This is a genomic window from Photobacterium panuliri (genome assembly GCF_059920555.1).
Map to the genome: position 1 here is coordinate 1,383,642 of NZ_CP197193.1, position 16,134 is coordinate 1,399,775.

At 44.0% G+C, this 16,134-nt stretch carries 17 protein-coding genes; 7 read left to right on the plus strand and 10 right to left on the minus strand.

What is annotated here, in order from left to right:
• Nucleotides 1-225 precede the first annotated feature (225 nt).
• Both ACSF8X_RS22415 and ACSF8X_RS22420 read right to left on the minus strand, forming a co-directional pair.
• Nucleotides 226-927, minus strand: a complete 702-nt coding sequence (locus tag ACSF8X_RS22415) for a hypothetical protein (RefSeq protein ID WP_500851524.1) — start codon at nt 925-927, stop codon at nt 226-228.
• A 116-nt stretch (nt 928-1,043) separates the two neighbouring features.
• A complete protein-coding gene (locus ACSF8X_RS22420) occupies nt 1,044-2,003 on the minus strand; it encodes a toll/interleukin-1 receptor domain-containing protein (protein ID WP_500851525.1) in 960 nt (319 codons plus the stop codon).
• Between the two features lie 537 nt (nt 2,004-2,540).
• Between ACSF8X_RS22420 and ACSF8X_RS22425 the strand changes: the two genes are divergently transcribed.
• Entirely contained in the window at nt 2,541-3,416 is an 876-nt protein-coding gene (locus ACSF8X_RS22425) for a hypothetical protein (protein ID WP_500851526.1), read from the plus strand.
• Between the two features lie 85 nt (nt 3,417-3,501).
• On the opposite strand, the gene ACSF8X_RS22430 is transcribed toward ACSF8X_RS22425, so the two are convergent.
• The 5 genes from ACSF8X_RS22430 to ACSF8X_RS22450 all read right to left on the minus strand — a co-directional run bounded on the left by ACSF8X_RS22430 (nt 3,502) and on the right by ACSF8X_RS22450 (nt 5,847).
• Nucleotides 3,502-3,636 (minus strand): hypothetical protein, encoded by a 135-nt coding sequence (locus ACSF8X_RS22430; protein WP_500852150.1) that lies wholly within the window; start codon nt 3,634-3,636, stop codon nt 3,502-3,504.
• Nucleotides 3,637-3,681: 45 nt separating this feature from the next.
• Nucleotides 3,682-4,059 carry a DUF5675 family protein gene (locus ACSF8X_RS22435; protein WP_500851527.1) on the minus strand — a complete coding sequence of 126 codons (378 nt, stop codon included), beginning with the start codon at nt 4,057-4,059 and terminating at the stop codon, nt 3,682-3,684.
• Between the two features lie 117 nt (nt 4,060-4,176).
• Entirely contained in the window at nt 4,177-4,782 is a 606-nt protein-coding gene (locus ACSF8X_RS22440; RefSeq protein WP_500851528.1) for a hypothetical protein, read from the minus strand.
• Between the two features lie 114 nt (nt 4,783-4,896).
• On the minus strand, nt 4,897-5,295 hold the full coding sequence (locus tag ACSF8X_RS22445; RefSeq protein WP_500851529.1) for a Mor transcription activator family protein: 399 nt from the start codon (nt 5,293-5,295) through the stop codon (nt 4,897-4,899).
• Nucleotides 5,296-5,478: 183 nt separating this feature from the next.
• The gene (locus ACSF8X_RS22450) at nt 5,479-5,847 is read right to left on the minus strand and encodes a hypothetical protein (RefSeq protein WP_500851530.1); all 369 of its coding nucleotides are present in this window, start codon (nt 5,845-5,847) and stop codon (nt 5,479-5,481) included.
• A gap of 548 nt (nt 5,848-6,395) precedes the next feature.
• Between ACSF8X_RS22450 and ACSF8X_RS22455 the strand changes: the two genes are divergently transcribed.
• A complete protein-coding gene (locus ACSF8X_RS22455) occupies nt 6,396-6,782 on the plus strand; it encodes a hypothetical protein (RefSeq protein ID WP_500851532.1) in 387 nt (128 codons plus the stop codon).
• Between the two features lie 1,276 nt (nt 6,783-8,058).
• Here ACSF8X_RS22455 and ACSF8X_RS22460 read toward each other — a convergent pair.
• Nucleotides 8,059-8,394, minus strand: coding sequence for a YgiW/YdeI family stress tolerance OB fold protein (locus ACSF8X_RS22460; protein WP_500851533.1), 336 nt, complete (start codon nt 8,392-8,394; stop codon nt 8,059-8,061).
• A gap of 16 nt (nt 8,395-8,410) precedes the next feature.
• The gene (locus ACSF8X_RS22465; protein ID WP_500851534.1) at nt 8,411-9,058 is read right to left on the minus strand and encodes an AcfA family outer membrane beta-barrel protein; all 648 of its coding nucleotides are present in this window, start codon (nt 9,056-9,058) and stop codon (nt 8,411-8,413) included.
• A 991-nt stretch (nt 9,059-10,049) separates the two neighbouring features.
• Here ACSF8X_RS22465 and ACSF8X_RS22470 point away from each other — a divergent pair.
• The 3 genes from ACSF8X_RS22470 (at nt 10,050) to def (ending at nt 12,669) form a co-directional block, all read left to right on the plus strand.
• A complete protein-coding gene (locus tag ACSF8X_RS22470; RefSeq protein WP_500851535.1) occupies nt 10,050-11,021 on the plus strand; it encodes a TDT family transporter in 972 nt (323 codons plus the stop codon).
• Between the two features lie 143 nt (nt 11,022-11,164).
• Nucleotides 11,165-11,551, plus strand: coding sequence for a DUF2799 domain-containing protein (locus ACSF8X_RS22475; protein ID WP_500851536.1), 387 nt, complete (start codon nt 11,165-11,167; stop codon nt 11,549-11,551).
• A gap of 602 nt (nt 11,552-12,153) precedes the next feature.
• A complete protein-coding gene (gene def / locus ACSF8X_RS22480) occupies nt 12,154-12,669 on the plus strand; it encodes a peptide deformylase (protein ID WP_500851537.1) in 516 nt (171 codons plus the stop codon).
• Between the two features lie 174 nt (nt 12,670-12,843).
• On the opposite strand, the gene ACSF8X_RS22485 is transcribed toward def, so the two are convergent.
• Complete coding sequence (locus ACSF8X_RS22485; protein ID WP_500851538.1) at nt 12,844-14,079, minus strand: tetratricopeptide repeat protein; 1,236 nt, start codon at nt 14,077-14,079, stop codon at nt 12,844-12,846.
• A 367-nt stretch (nt 14,080-14,446) separates the two neighbouring features.
• Between ACSF8X_RS22485 and ACSF8X_RS22490 the strand changes: the two genes are divergently transcribed.
• Both ACSF8X_RS22490 and ACSF8X_RS22495 read left to right on the plus strand, forming a co-directional pair.
• Nucleotides 14,447-14,830, plus strand: a complete 384-nt coding sequence (locus ACSF8X_RS22490) for a DUF3302 domain-containing protein (protein ID WP_500851539.1) — start codon at nt 14,447-14,449, stop codon at nt 14,828-14,830.
• Nucleotides 14,830-15,960: an HlyD family secretion protein gene (locus ACSF8X_RS22495; protein WP_500851540.1), complete on the plus strand. Its 1,131-nt coding sequence runs from the start codon at nt 14,830-14,832 to the stop codon at nt 15,958-15,960. The genes ACSF8X_RS22490 and ACSF8X_RS22495 overlap by 1 nt, the downstream gene beginning before the upstream one ends.
• The last annotated feature ends 174 nt before the right edge of the window (nt 15,961-16,134 follow it).

Consider the following 16,134-nt stretch of genomic DNA (forward strand, 5'->3'; position numbering starts at 1 on the left):
AGTTAAAAAAGCCAGTAAAAATCCCAAACTCTAGCGCAATGACAGCTAACAGAATACTTAAAATTAAACAAAGCTTTGGTATAGACAATTCAGCCAACACCTTTACCAATCCCAATGTCATAAATCCTCTCAATATAAGTCAATTAACATGACGTAAATTTACCTAACTTGAGATAGCGATTCAGGGAAAGCTATACAGAAAAAAACTCTACTTTTTCCCTAGTATCACATCGTTTTCATGTATCCTTTTTCAAATGCAGACTTTCGATTTTTATACCAAGTAGCATTACTTACATTTTTCTTAGCGGTTTCAAAATTCCATGATGTCACTACAGCTACAACCTCAAGAAAGGCATTCCCCTCACTAAGCTTCACGGCCATGTCTTTTCCATTAGGTAAACTACCGGATATCGCAAAACACCAAGCTGTATGTAAACATTCAGTTACCCTTGCCGACGTAGCCGAGACACTGGGCTCATAGTGTTCCAACATCCCTTCTAAATCGTTATTCAATTCTGATAAGTAATCTACAGCATTAATGTCATCATAAACGAAATATCCATCATGTTCAGAATCATTAGACTCTTTGACACCAAGCTTATCCGAACTGACATTTAAGGGCCTATAGGCAATGCTGTTTAAACTCTGTATCTTTATTTTTAACTTCTCAATATCCTTGCAAATATCTTTAATTTTGTCCTTGCAATCTCTATAGTTGTTAGCACTTCTGTCTTTTAACTTAAAGTCTAAGTTTCCATAATCGTCAGTTGGTAAAACTCCTTCATCATTAAGCTGGAATTCTATATTGGTAACAAAATGTTCAAGGTTTTTTCCTTCTAATCCAGTAATTTTCGATATCTCAGCTACTTGATACTCACTCAGTTTATTTTTGAATTTAGGCTGATTGTTATCTTCTCTGCTCGTCATCTATTTATCTTCCCTAGACGCATTTACACCACACTACAATCTAGCACCATAAAACCCATCACATAAGGTAGCTCACTTTAGAGCGGTTTCGAGTAAAGTTGTCCCATCGGTATACTTCAACCATCAACAGATTGCGTTAGTTTCTTATCCAACTCTCCAATAATTGCAGTTGTCATTGCCTGAATTGAATGAATAGCAGAATTGAAAGCAAACTTGTCGGCCAAATGAAGGTTAAATTCAATTACCTCATCAACAGTAATTCGGTGCCAGATCGGAAGTATCGTTTTACCTTTATGGACTTCTTTGGCATACAGGCTTTGCAGTTCTATTTCCGGCCAGCGCTTTTTAATAAAGTTTGGAGAAAGGATCACTATGCCAAATGTACACTCACTCAATCCCTTATTGATGGAAGCGCTTAAGCTGTCACCAATAGATAATGAATATTCGTCGTACCAAACTTTAACTCCCTCGGATATCAGTGAGTCAGCTAAATCTCGCACGATTGAATCTTTATCCTCTGAAGCGTGACTGATAAATACGTCCACCCTTTCTCTTTGCATATCTTTTCTCCCTAGTTCCAGTCCAACGAGTTGCTTGAATGATTCATCCATTTTTCTTAATTCGCTAACATACGTTCTATCAGCTTTAGCCTTCTGTTCTGCCAGCTTAAATTTTTTTAAATCTCTTTGACTTACCTCTCTCTCCCTTCGGGCCTGAGCCTGAATAGCATTCCATTCTTTAAGCTTCCGATTCTGATTGCTATCTTTTAACTTTTGCTGGATAGATTTGCCTTTTTTGCCAGCCTTATTGTTTTGGGAAGACAAATCCACTAAAAAATGTTGTGCCTGATGACTTTTAACTTCTTTTAATTCAGCCTTTTTACGCTTGTATGATTGTTCTAGCTGATTAAGCGTATTAGTCAGTTCTTTGTGCTCCTGAGAACAAAATTTAGCTTCTGACATGCGCTTTAATGTGTTCTTGATTTTTTCATCCATTGCATCAAGTTTATTCTGAATACTAATTGATTTTATATATCTATCAGTCGAACACCGATAGCCAACTGGAATCTTAGTCATAACAAGTCCATTCTTTCTTTTAAAGATTGACACCCACTCTTTTAAATCCATGGAAAGAGAAGAGTATTCGTCTACCAAACACATATTGTTATATCGGAAAAAAGAGGTCAAATAACCAGCTTTAAAAATGTGGAGGGTAACTACTCTGAATGAAATGTGACAAAGGCACTTTAGCCCACCACACATCTCCCACACCTCATTTAAATCCTTCCAGCCGTGTTTAACTCCTTTTCACCTAAGCCGTTGCACCTTATTGGCCGTTATCGCCTTAGAACGGATTACAGGCCGCTCACTCTCCCATCTGGAAATCACCGAGGATGTCATAGATCTCGCTGATATCATCTTGTGAGACACCAAACCAGGGACGGGCCGGAATCGCGATATTTTGCAGGAAAAATGTCGAACCACTGCTAATTTTCCACAAAAAACCGTAGCGACTCACACTTTCGCTGGCCTAGCAGCTCTATCATTGCTGGTATGTCTACACCTTGCTAATTTGGGCGTTAACCCAATGATATAGAGGTACTTTTTAGCGCGATGATAAATACCTTGTTTACTGTCGATGATTCGATTTGCAGCACGATTAATTATGAGAAGGAACCTGAGAAGTATCGGGGACAAATCATTTGCTTAGAGTGCAAAGAGAAGGCTTGGTTTATTCGCAGTTTTACTCGTGGCGAGACCGAAAGAAGCGCCTGCTTTGCCGCCCACCACCTAGAGGGGTGTACCGCTTCAACAATTATCGTTAGCAACGAGGAAGATAGCGATAATGACGATAACGCCAGCAATTCCGATTTTGTCGTCGATCTAGACCGAGCCAAACAACACTCGATACTAACCTCGGAACAGGGCAACAAACACAATAATGAAGACGCTAACTGGATCAACAGGAAACCCGTTAACGAATACAGCCAACAAGGCCATTACGCCGTTAACAAATCACTGCGGCAGATTTTAACTTACCTGCAAAAAAATCCACATTATGCCGATGACGGCCAAACCATTGAAATCAGAACCGACTCTGACCGCGTTATTCTTGATGGCGCATTGCGCGATTTCCTCGTTTCTTTTTCTGACATAAACGATACCCATTCCGAGCAGCTTATGATCTTCTGGGGTTGTATTAACAACGTGAACACCGACAAAGACGGTGCGCTATGGCTCAACCACGGCAACAGCTATTCCGAACCCAGCATTTACTTGGACAAGGAACTCAAGCAACAGTTAAAACGTAATTTCAAACTCAACGACTTTGACGAACTGCAAGGCGCGTATGCCATTGTGGTGGGTAACGTTGCCCTATCCCCCAAGGGCAAAGCTATTATTCGATTTAGCTTCACCAAATACATATCATTCAGGAAAGCGCGTGTTCTGTTAAAGGATGAGCCACACGTTATTTCGACACCCGTTTAAATCCCTTCTACGGCGTTTAACTCGTTTTCACCAAAGCCGTTGTACCTTGTCAGGCGCTAGCAGCTTAGCGTTGATTATAAGGCGTTTATTTATCCTGCAAGAAATCTTCTAGGATGTGGTAGATATCGTTGATGTTTTCTTGCGAGAGATCCAACCATGGGCGGGCAGGAATGGCGACAAGGTGTGGGGGCATGTCTTGTTGCCCGCCGTAGTGATGGATTGCGCCGTATTCGAGCGGAGTGCCAAAGGCGAGGCCTTGTTCCTTTTAGCTCTCGCACGGCACGCACCGCACCGCTAGTGGTGCTTTTGCCAGCCGCGAAGCTGAGCAAGAACCCGGCGATGACCATATTCGGCTTGGAGGTGGTGATGACGTAATAACTGGCCGAGCTGGCTCATCAATGCGAGCTGCCTGCAGGCTTCGCGCTAGGCCCACGGATGACACCAATGATTGGCGCTTCAAGGGTAACTTCGGGCTTTGGTGTGGGAGAAGTTTGTAAGTGCCCGGTGGCACGCACGAGATATTGGGCTGGTTGTTCAGCCAAGGCCGCTCGGCGATGCAGCAGATCTGCGTGCCGTTTTGGGTATGTAAGGTGGAAAAGGTGCCGTGTTCGAAATGGCGGCGCTTGAGGGTGAGTATGTCCATGCTCCATCCCTGTAAATTGTTTGATTACAGGGATGGTATGGGGTGTGGGGCGGTTGGTGATATGGAGGTAGATCCTGAAAGATGTCGTTGGACTAAATGCCGTACAATTTTGGAGGATTATCTGCCAACTTTGCTGCGTAATTCATCATCTAGCATAACTAGCGTATGATGCGTAAAATTAGGCTTCAGCACCAACTCCTGTTCGCTTTTCTTACCTTCAAATAACACCTGAGAATCATCAATTGTAATAACAAATATGGGTTTGGATTCAAGTATAGATTTGGATAAGTTTGATGCATCACAATACGCTCTCAAACCATCAATGCTTTTTGCCCACGAACATCCCAGATTCCCCTCACATTCTCCATCTCTACCTATCCGGTATAAGGTCATGACTTGATTGTTTGGAGTATAGGTTTGTGGAAATTCAGACAAATTGAAACGAAAACAATCATAACTGCCTGAAATTGTGCTTGAGGTATATAGCTCGATAATAATTTCCTTTCTACCTTTACCCTGCATTAATTTGATAATATCGTTCTTATGAGAATGAAGAAACAATAGTAAACATTCTAAATTTTCCCCATGATCGCTAGTATAAAAATTTTGCTTTAGATCTTGCTCTGATTGCAATACATTATTGAGATACCTGAGTTCATTCGCACTCAAATATTCATCCATTAAGTGATTAATATCTATACCAATAGCATTAAAAATTGACATTAAATATTGGTTAAAATTTATATTCCTTACAAAAACCTACCAATTTTGTATTTTAATCAAATTTTTAAAATAGTGATATTGATAAATGTGAATGGAAAAAATTATCCCCAAAAATTAAAACAATTCCCGCTGCCTGCGCTTCACTTCAGCTTGGCGTTGTTCGCGGATGATTTCGGTGATTTGCCGTTCAGTTAGTTTATGGTGATTGGCCAGCTGCTCGATATTGCGACCGTTGTATTCGCGCCAGATTGAGATGTTACGCAGGGCGGATTTTAATTTGGTGCCAGTGGGGATATAGATGTCACGGCCACCGAAGTAATGGCCAAAAGCGATGGTGAGTTTATCGGCTAGGTGAAGTGATTCTATGTTAGCGCGTTTGAGTTCACTGTTTAGCACTTCGCTCAATGATTGCAGCGTCGATGGCCAACGCTGGCGCACGTTATCATCGGCAATTTCAGACACGCTGTTAATCAGCAGTTCTAGGGTTTTGAAGATCTCCTGCTGCTGTTCCATGCCCCACCTCCTGCATTTGGCCAATCCGATTATTGAACAAGGCGGGGATCGCTGAGTCAATCCAACATTTCCGCTAGGGGGAAAACAAAAACCGCCGGAGGGCGGTTTTAAGTATCATAAGCTTAGTGAGGAATAACCATTATATTTATATAGCATATACTACAAAGCCATCAATTAAAATAATCAAGATTCGACTTTATTATTTTTAGCATTATGAAAATACAGCCAAATAAAACCAATTGGAGCTATAAAAACAGCAAAAAACCAACAAACAAGCATTGTCATTAGTTTAGCCACAAGCATCAGAAAAGCATTGACAATAAATACATTTTCACCAACAAAAAAACCAACTATTGATTCATATAAAAACCTCGAATAAGGATATAGGAAACCACTAACAACAAACCAAATAATATTCAAAATTTTATCCGGATTAGAGCTACCCAACGTACCCCAAGAAAACAATACCGTTATACACAAGCCAAAAAAAAGATGCCTGAAAAAATATTGTCGATTTAAACCACCTAAGTATTTTTGAAAAAAATCACTCATCGTTGACTCTCCATATCAAACAACAACTATTATTCATAAAGGGGAAATAATTTATAACAAAACAAATGCCACATTACGTGACAATCATAAAACCAATAAACTATCTATAAAAATATCGTTATAACGCCCTTGAGCTTATGTTGCAATTTTCTCTAAAAAAATCACATGATTACATTATAAATACGTGTTTAGTCACATCTATCATCATAACAAATAGCAACAAAATCCTCCGTGATGCAATATGACTTACTAACTATCAAAGACAAAGCTTCGCTATTTATTGACCTTAACATTAACCCTTTTCAAAAAGCATTGATTGTTCACTGCGCTTAATCAGTGACAACAAAGACTATTCACAAATAGAAGTACCACGCCACAAGCCCTTTAATAGCAAGGCCTCAACCACGAGATCCTACTTAATCCCATTTATTCCCATATTTGCCATTCTTAATGGCCGGTTGCTTTAACCTCACTCACTATTAGACAATAATGATCTATAGAACAGCGTCAACAGCACGCATACACCTTGAAGAATAAGAGTTATCCCAATGCCCAATGTCGTTCAGTTTTCTCAGTTCAGTGGTAGCAAGAAAGCCAGCACTGCCGCATCTAAACCAGCATCAAACCCAAAAGCCCTAAGGGAAGAAGCAGCCTTGCGGCAGGATAATCGCTGTTATTTCTGTGGTGAACGTAAAGAGCCCAAAACCCTTAACTGGCTGGATAAGACAGGTTTTAAAACAAAAACGCACGTGGTCTGCAGTACGTGCAGTTCTGCGGCTAAGTCTCGCCCAATGGATGAGCTACGGATAATTCTGGCACTAAAGGCGATGGATTTCAGAACGATTAAGCTCCAGCAGTACCTTGAACTAAGAGAGAAAGGCGTACAGATAGATGGCGTGAGTGATTACAAGTTCTATTTTGAAACTTTTGAATAATTGAGGCAATGAAGAAAGCCAATAGGTACTCAAATGCTATGTCTGGCCGGTAAATGATGGGAATACATCCGGCCAGCCCATGCATCAACGGAAAAATCGATGTAAAACAACAACCTATAATTATTACATCAACAACGGTAAACGTGACATCGTAACAAAGGCAGCAAAAGCCAAATGAAAACCAATAAATTAACACTTTGATATACATTTGTCATACATCACAGGTCTTGCCATTTCATATTATAATGAGGAAGCAACGTAATAGTTTATAGGCTTTAAGGTTTTCCAAGGTAATGGGCTTAGAAAATAACGCCGGCAAATACTCTTACTCAATCTGTTTGAAATGATAATAAATAGTATTTATAAGAAATAACATACTGATAAATAAACTTTATTATTTAAAATAAACAGTTTAAATTTTGAAAAAGCCAAAATTTCATACTCAGTCCTACCTTTGATATTTTGGCTTTATCCCTAATTTATTCTTCCTTTTTTTTCATACCTTGAGATCTAACAATTAGATCTGTTAGATCTTTGGCTTTCATTATTCTTTTTTGGGTTTGTTCAAATCGAGGGCGGTGCTGTACTTTCTTCATATTATATTATTATGTGTCTTATGTTGGCTTTGGTTTAGTTGTTTAAATATAATTACGTGAAAAAAATGCCAGATATCCTAAGATATCTGGCGAAACACTGTGTACAACAAACACAGTCAATCTTCACGCAGGTAACATTCCTTGTCATGGAAATCATAAGCAGAATTTCAGGCTATCTCACCATCTATAGATGATGAAAAAAATGTGAACGCTGTCCTTGCGTCCACGAAAGGTAAGGCTATATACCAATGTACTTTATTTAAATTTTTAATATCGTGCAAAGTTTAACAATACACTATAGTCATGTAGTTATACGAACTTCTATTTCTTCGTAAAAAACAACACGAGAGTTTTTTACGACAAGTTTCTCAAGTATTCCATCAGACCATAATGCATAAGTTAAGTGCCCATTATGAAAAGAATAAGTTTCAATATGAAGCAATTGTCTAATCATAGTTTAACTTCAGGTGATTATTATTCTTATGTTTAACCTGAATACGAAACACCTATATTGTTAAAGTGGAATGGGTAATGATATTTAAGAACACCATCAATTAACAATACCCCACCCCACCTGATGAGCGATAACAATATATAATATCGAGTGTGAAACATGTGTGAATTTTCATTACTTCACAGTGTTTTTTTCCGATAGTCCGCTGTTATGTTCGCATTCTCAATTAGATCTTTTGGACTGAATCAACATCAATTTGTGTGGTCGTCCACTCATTGTCTACTTCACCGCGAATAATCACTTGCTCAACGGGGCTGACATCCACTCCCCGCCAGTCTTCATGGTCAATTTCCACGTTGATTTCGCCAGTGCTATCTTTGAACAAGTAGGTTTCATGACCCAATGCCTTAATAATATAGCCCGTTAATTCAACCACGGTATCGTCCTGTGCCGATTGTGCAGCAGCAACAGTATCAATAACTAGGCTGTGAGGGCCGTTAAATGCAGCAAAAACAGGGCTTGAAGCCAATAGAACAAGCGATGCCACCAATTGTTTTTTCATGATTTTATACCCTAATTTAGAAATAATACGTTGTACCGATATTAAATGATGCCGTGCTAGCAAAGCTGTCCGTCTGGTATTTTGCATTTGCGCCAATAGCCAATCGCGATAGGATTCTGTATTCGACCCCGGCCGACACCAACGCACCTACACTATCTGTTGTTGACGATGTATGTGACAAAGTTTTGCCATGCTCAATGTCATCGTTGGCAACCAGTTCGAACTCTTCATATTTACCCGCACTGGCCTTGTACTGGGTGTAAGTCAGGCCAGCTTTTAGTTTGGCCGACCACTTTTCATTCAGTTCATAGGTATATACAGGTAGCAATGAAATTTGCTTGGCATCGACGGATGAATCCCAATCCAATTCGTGGGTATAAACCTGTCCGTTCACCGTGGTCATTCCAAGGTATTTGCTATGGCTGTCACTGAGCTCAAATTGGCTATAGCCAAGCTCAAGGGCCCAAGTATCATTGAAGGCATAACCGACAAAGCCGCTGGCGATACCGTCTTCCTGCTTGGGATCAAGCTGAATATTATCGGTGTTGAAGGCTGGCTGGAAATCATGGGTTGTCGTACCCATGCCATACTCTACGCCGACGTAAGGTGCAGCGGCGGCAGAGAAAGAGCATGTCACTAACAAGGGCAGCAGTATTTTTTTCATTTTATTATTCGTGTTGATGAGCTGGTATCAATTGTGCCCCAACCCAAGTGAAGAATTCGTGAAGAAATGTCTTCATTTCAGTACACAAAAACGAATGAATGAGCTCCCCCCTCAATCAATTGTATAAAAAAGTTTACATTAAGTTGTCATTAATGGTCTTTCTCCCGCATTTATCACAAATTCTATGACGAGAGAAATCATCCATTGCCGATTCGAACGGCCCTTGATAAAAAGCCGGAAAGTCATCCCAAACTACCATTATCTCAATACCAGTAATCGCACAAGGGGCGGCGCTATTCTGTCGGCTATGCAGCATTTTCTGGTATGTTCATGCTTTATGGCGGTAATACTGCGGCCTAATACTAGGGAGGGGAGGATGAAAGTACTTTGCAGGAAAAGAAAAGCCGCACCATTGCAGTGCGGCTTGGTTTATATCTCTAAGTTTTTGCCTTCGTGTACCTACACAGCACACAGCGGCGTTGGTAATGAATATAAACATGTTGCGGCTTCGCCACTCATTACGTTGAGTATGCCGTGCCCGATACAGTCATTAATTTAAATCGGACATCATTGGTATTGGCGAAGAAGTATCAATTTTTTGTGTTGCTAACCAAATTGTATCTAGGCCACTGACCTAGTGGGTGTTGATTCACATCAACCTGCTTCCTGTACCCTTGAGCCTTGCTGAATACAGCTCATTTCTCCTTTGGCTTTGGTTGAACCAGCTCGTTTACAGGTCACAATGTAAATATGGTACTGTTTTCGGCTTTTCGCAACCCGATTTTCCCGTAATTCTGCTGAAGTGTGATCCTTCCTGCAATCTCCATTTTTCTATCCTATTTCCACTCAAAAACTACCCAGATGAGCAACTTCCGGCACGCTATTTTCATGCACGGAACAGCGATAACTTGATGCCGCCCCATGCCTCCTTCTGCAACTTGGTATAACATATTGAGGCTTAAAGATAACGATTGCGGAACCCGGTTTATCTATGACGACGTTTGCCAAAGCCTTGCTGCATGTCCCCTCGGCCCAAGCGGCACTCGCGCTCGCCACAACGGGAACCGGGCTGGCATGGTCCCTTTTTATTCCATCCGAAGCCGATTGGATCCGCGGCAGCTTTGCGACCCTCGGCGCCCTGCTGCTCATTCCTGTATTGCTCAAGTACATCGCTAACCGCCGCCAGTTTTTACAAGATTTACGTCACCCACTCCACGGCAGCCTGATGCCCCCCATCTCGATGACAATGTTGATTCTGGCCGACTATCTGACATTACTTCATGTGGAAAGCGCCCGCTTACTCTGGTATCCCGCCTTGCTACTGCATTTTTTCATGATGGGCTATTTCTTCTTCCATCAGTTCCGGCGATTTCGGCTCACCAATATCTACCCGAGTTGGTTTTTATACCCCGTCGGGGCCATCAGCGGAACACTGGCCGGCCCACAGCTCGGCCACCATGACTTTGCCTTAGTCATGACCGATATCTGTATTGCTATCTATTTCCTGATGCTGCCGGTAATGCTCTATCGCCTCTGTTTTGCCGGTCGCCTTCCCCGTCAGGCTCGCCCCACACTGGCGATCATGGCTGCACCTGTTAACCTTGCCCTTACCGCTTATCTCACTAACGTCAGCGATCCGGATCCCATCCTTACCGGCGCTCTGGCTGGCGTAGGGATCACCATGACTATTCTGGTCTACCTGTGCTATATCAACTTGCTTAAGCAACGGTTCCAACCTTCGCTAGCCGCACTCACCTTCCCATCGGTGATCAGTGCCGTCGCCCTCGACAGGCTAACCGAATGGCTGAGCAGAGACTATCCCCAATGGGCTTGGCTGGAACGATTGGGAATTGTTGAGATAGCTGTGGCAACAGCTCTTGTGGGCTGGGTGGGATGGAATTTTATCTGCTACTACTGGCATTCGTTCTCCGCTCGACACATAGTAAGTGCACACCAACCATAAAGATGAACGAAGAGAATTTGACAAGTTTGTTATGAGAAGCAAAAGGCTTAGACAGATTACTGATAAATCCCATCTTATACGGCACAACACCCACCGCGTCATATACTTATAGTGAAATTTAGTATTGATGACCGGAGGCTATCATGAAATATCTGGTGTTATCCCTCACAATACTTGGCCTCGCTGCTTGTACCGGACAAAACTACGATACCGAACTTGCCCAGGAAAACCAGTGGGAGCAACTAGGGCTCAAAGATGGCGAAACCGGACGGCTGATACGTAGCGAAAAAGACCTCGCCCGCCTGCACACTCTCAACGAAAACGCCGTGGCCGAATATAACGTAGGCTACAAAATGGGCATCGAGCAGTACTGCCTACCATTCAATACATATAAGCAAGGCAAAAAAGGGACGCAATATACCGGACAATGTCTCAATACCTCCCATGAGCGACTTGCTGTTCAAGGGTGGGAAACCGGCTATAAAGAGTATATTGCCGAGCACGATATGCTGTGGCTGAACAATGAGTAGCCACTACTCGTTGGCTCAGGAAGTTGACTCAGGAAACAGTTACCGCAAACACAGTATTCAATAACGCGTTAAGACATTGCGATGAAAAGATAATGTGCATGGAAGCAAATGTGCAGATAGAAAAACGGCCCTGAGCGTAAGCTCAGGGCCGCATTCCCGTTCCATAATTACCCTGGGTTCCAAGCAGGATAAGCTGGGTGCCCCCAGCAATGTCTAACAAGGCCGTAATCCCCGTTAGACATTCCAGCCCCCCCTTACGGGGAAACTTCATATTTGTTGATTTGTGTCTCTCAAATCTGTGTGTAGATTATCACAATATTTTAGTAATGCAAAAATTTTTTGAATGGTTACTACTTTTTTTGATTCTAATCATCATTAGTGGCGCTTTCTAAATTTTAGTTGATATATGCCTTTAAAAAATTTTAATTGTGATATAGGAAAACATAAGCCATTTTCCTAACTTAGCGCATCATATATCCTCGCGAGCACTAAAATCTTGATGTAAGTTAAGTATCAAGATTACCCCGTGAAATTTAACCGCAGTTGAATGAACGACCGTATTTATACCACTCACGGTCATTGGTATTACGAGGATAACAAGGATGGATACGTTGCAGATTGCCGAGTTAGGCCACCCAGTCCTCCGCAAGCAGGCCCGCCCCCTGCCCCGGGAGACCTTCAGCCAGTATGGTGCTTTCTTTACAGCCCTTGAGAAAAAGATGCTGTACCACAACGGTGTCGGTATTGCCGCCCCACAAGTCGGCGAATCAATCAGGGCCTTTATCGTGGCTTCTCGGCCCAACCCGCGCTACCCCAATGCACCGGTAATGGAGCCCACCCTCATGATCAACCCCGAAATTCTCTGGGCCAGTGCCGATATGGAAAAGGACTGGGAGGGTTGCCTAAGCATTCCAGGGATAAGGGCATTGGTAAGCCGCCACAAGCACATCGAGGTACGCTACTTCACACCGGAAGGAGAAGAGATCACGACTCGGCTTGACGGTTTCATCGCCCGCATTTTCCAGCACGAACTGGATCACCTCAACGGGCTCGTTTTTCTGGACCGGGCAGATAAAACCGATTACTACAGCGAAAGTGAATACCTGAAACGGGTCTAACACCCTTCGCTGCATGGCCATCACTTCCCCTTTCTCGGCATAGCTCTTTTGATGTCTTGGTATATTCGTATGTTGAAGACACCGATAACCAACCAAACAGGCCCTTTTGGCTAGATATAAAAAAACGCTGACATGAAATCATGCCAGCGTTTTTCTTCGCTCTTCAGTATATGACTACGACTTCGACGTATCTGGAGAAACCGGCTCCCATCCCGCCTGCCAATCCGTTGTTTGGAAAGAAGAAGACGCACTGCTTTCACTACCACTTGAATCAGAGGCAGATTGACTCTCAGACGACTCGCCAGAAAGGCCACTTGCCTCATCCGACGAATGAGATGATGCTTTTTGAGAACTCATCGCCTGATTGGAAAAGTCACCCAGTGCCAACGTCTCCAGCTCATCATGTGTAGGACGATAGCCCTTTCGCTCGTACAGCTTGTCTAGGAAACGAATTACCGACTGAGGTTCGAACGCCGCGCGGTTAATCATCATCTCAACGGTATTGGCAACATTCTGTACTCCCAATATCGATTCAATGCCAATATGCTGAACCACTTTATCCCGCTCAACTTTCGCCGAAGGGTGACCACTGACATGGGCCTGTGAGAGCCAAATATAAGCAATGGCATTATCATAGGCATCGCCTGCGCCATGCATCTTGGCGACGAGGATCTGTGCTTCCATATCCCTCAGCTCTGCGGCACGCTCCAGCCAATAAACCGTGCGGGAGCGGCTTTTCTCAACCGCGATACCAGCCTGATAGCAATAAGCCAGTTTCTTGAACGCCCTAACATCCTCGTGCAAGGCAGCTCGGAGACGCCACAAAAATGCCTCTTTCTGATCCTTGTCGGCAGCCTGATCGGATAAATACCAATCGCCCAAAAACAGCTGAGCAACCACCAGCTCGGCGTCCGCCGCCTGATGGATCAACGCCAAGCCACCCTCGACATCAATATCTGTTCCGTGTCCCTTGATCTTATAGCGGCCAAGCTCAAAGCACGCTTCTGGCACATTACTTTTAGCTTTTAGCCTCTGCGTCCAATATTCCGATTTTTCCTCGCCATGCGGATCATCAATATCGTGTTTGCACAATCTGGCCATCGCATTCATAGCAATTTCATGATCCTGCTCGGCAGCTTTACCATACCAATACAGTGCCTCGCGAATATTGGTAGCCTCATATTCTTTGGCAAGCGACAGCTGGCTTTGCACATGGCCCGTCTGGGCCTTGAAAATCTTCTCTTCTCTTTCCGCCATCTTGGCTTTTTCCAACACCAAGCGGTACTTTTCGTCCTTGACGCGTTGCTCCTTGGCTTTCTCGGCCTCGATATCCTGCGCTACGCTATAGCGGTAGATAATCCATCCCAGCAAACCAACAACAATCGCCAACCCGATCAAAAGACTAGTCATAGTTCCCCTGAAAAATACACATACATTATTCGACGCCCCCAGTTCAGCCAGAGCGCCAAAACATCAATACCTCCGAACAAGGCAAACCACTTTACACATCGGATCAGATAGCCTTCCCCATATCATCGGCCGCATTTGCTCTGACTGGAGGCAAAAACAAAAAAATATCCCCTCAGCGCCTTACCCACGCAATTGAGTGCTAGGTTTTAATAAGAACGGCAAAAGTATCATTGGCCTCATAACCCACCGCGGCACCCCAAAACAGCATTTTATGAGGGTGAACCACGACGTGAATCGCCGCAGGGTGCTAACCGTATGATTCTTGGCTTATATATCAATAAGTAAGGTCTCTTCGCAAGGAGCAAGGATGTTTCTCGACTATTTTGCCCTCGGTTTACTGTGCTTTGTAGCACTTGTCTTGTTTTACGGCATTATCGCCATCCACGATATTCCCTATGAGATATCCAAAACCCGCAACCATCCCCACCAGGATGCCATCCACTATGCCGGATGGGTCAGCTTGTTTACCCTGCATGCGCTCTGGCCGTTTCTGTGGATCTGGGCCACCTTGTGGCGCGAAGACCGAGGGTGGGGATTTACCAAAATCCAAAACGAACAAAACGAACTCCACCATGAAGTACTCAACCTCGCCAAACAGGTTGAGCACCTAACAGAAAAAGTCGCGGAGCTTGAAGTAAAGCAAAGCACCAACGGGCACAGCCAAAAACCATTTAGGGGAGATGAACGCTAATGGATCTACTGCTCATCCTTACCTATGCGGCGCTCTGCATCGCAATATTTAAAATTTTCAAGATCCCCCTCAACAAATGGACGGTACCGACTGCGGTACTGGGCGGAATCATCCTCATCGGCACCTTGATCTTGCTGATGAACTACAACCACCCCCACAGCAACCTCGGCGGACAGTTCTTTGTCACAACCCCTATTGTGCCGGGCGTACGCGGCAAGGTCATCGAAGTACCAGTTACGCCCAACAGCCAGATCAAAAAAGGGGATATACTCTTCAAAATCGACCCGACCCCTTATCAGGCCGAAGTCCAGCTACAACGCGCGGCACTGGCCGAAGCCAAGCAATACGTACTGGGACTGGAATCAGCCTACCACGCGGCCAGGGCGACAACCTCCCGCGCCCTTGCCGAACGCGATCGCACCCTTACTCAATACCGCCGCTATGAGAAAGGCTTCAAACGGGGTGCCTTCACAAAATCCGATGTTGATAACCGCCGCCAGTTCTACCGTAGCGCCGAAGCAGCCCTAACAGCAGCCCGCGCCGAAGAACAACGCGCCAAACTGGCCTATGAGTCTGAGATTCTTGGGGAGAACACCACAACAGCCAAGGTCAGAGCACAACTGGTTCAAGCTAAGTTTAACCTTCAGGAAACCATTGCCTACGCACCAACGGACGGCATCGTCACTCAAGTCACCCTCCGTCCGGGCATGATGGCCGTCCCGGTTCCGCTTCGCCCCGTCATGACCTTCATCCACAAAGAGGAGCAGTTCTTCATCGGCGCATTTCGGCAAAATTCTTTGCTCAGACTGAAGCCCGGATTCAAAGCCGATTTCATCTTCAGGGCCCTGCCGGGACAGACTTTTCAGGGCGAAGTAGTGGAAGTACTCCCCGCTATTGGTGAAAGCCAAGTACAGGCCGCGGGCATGCTCTACGGTAGCGACTTACTGTTAAGGCAGGGGCGACCGCTGGTCAAGCTCAAAATCACAGACGATCTCAGCCAGTATCACCTGCCGCAAGGGGCCAACGTTGAGATTGCCGTTTATTCGGATCGCTTCGAGCATGTCTCGGTAATGAGGAAAGTCTTGATCCGGATGAAAAGCTGGCAGAACTACCTGTTCCTCGATCATTGATAGATCCTTGATCATTAATAGTGCCTTGATCATCGTTCTGCGATCATCCTCATGCTTCCGGCGTATATTGGGCCCTGCCGCTCGATCTCACAGACAACGAGGGGAGAAGATCAAAACCGGATGATCCGCAACCCTCGGCAGAAATATCGTCTAGGATGATGATAAGCTTTACTG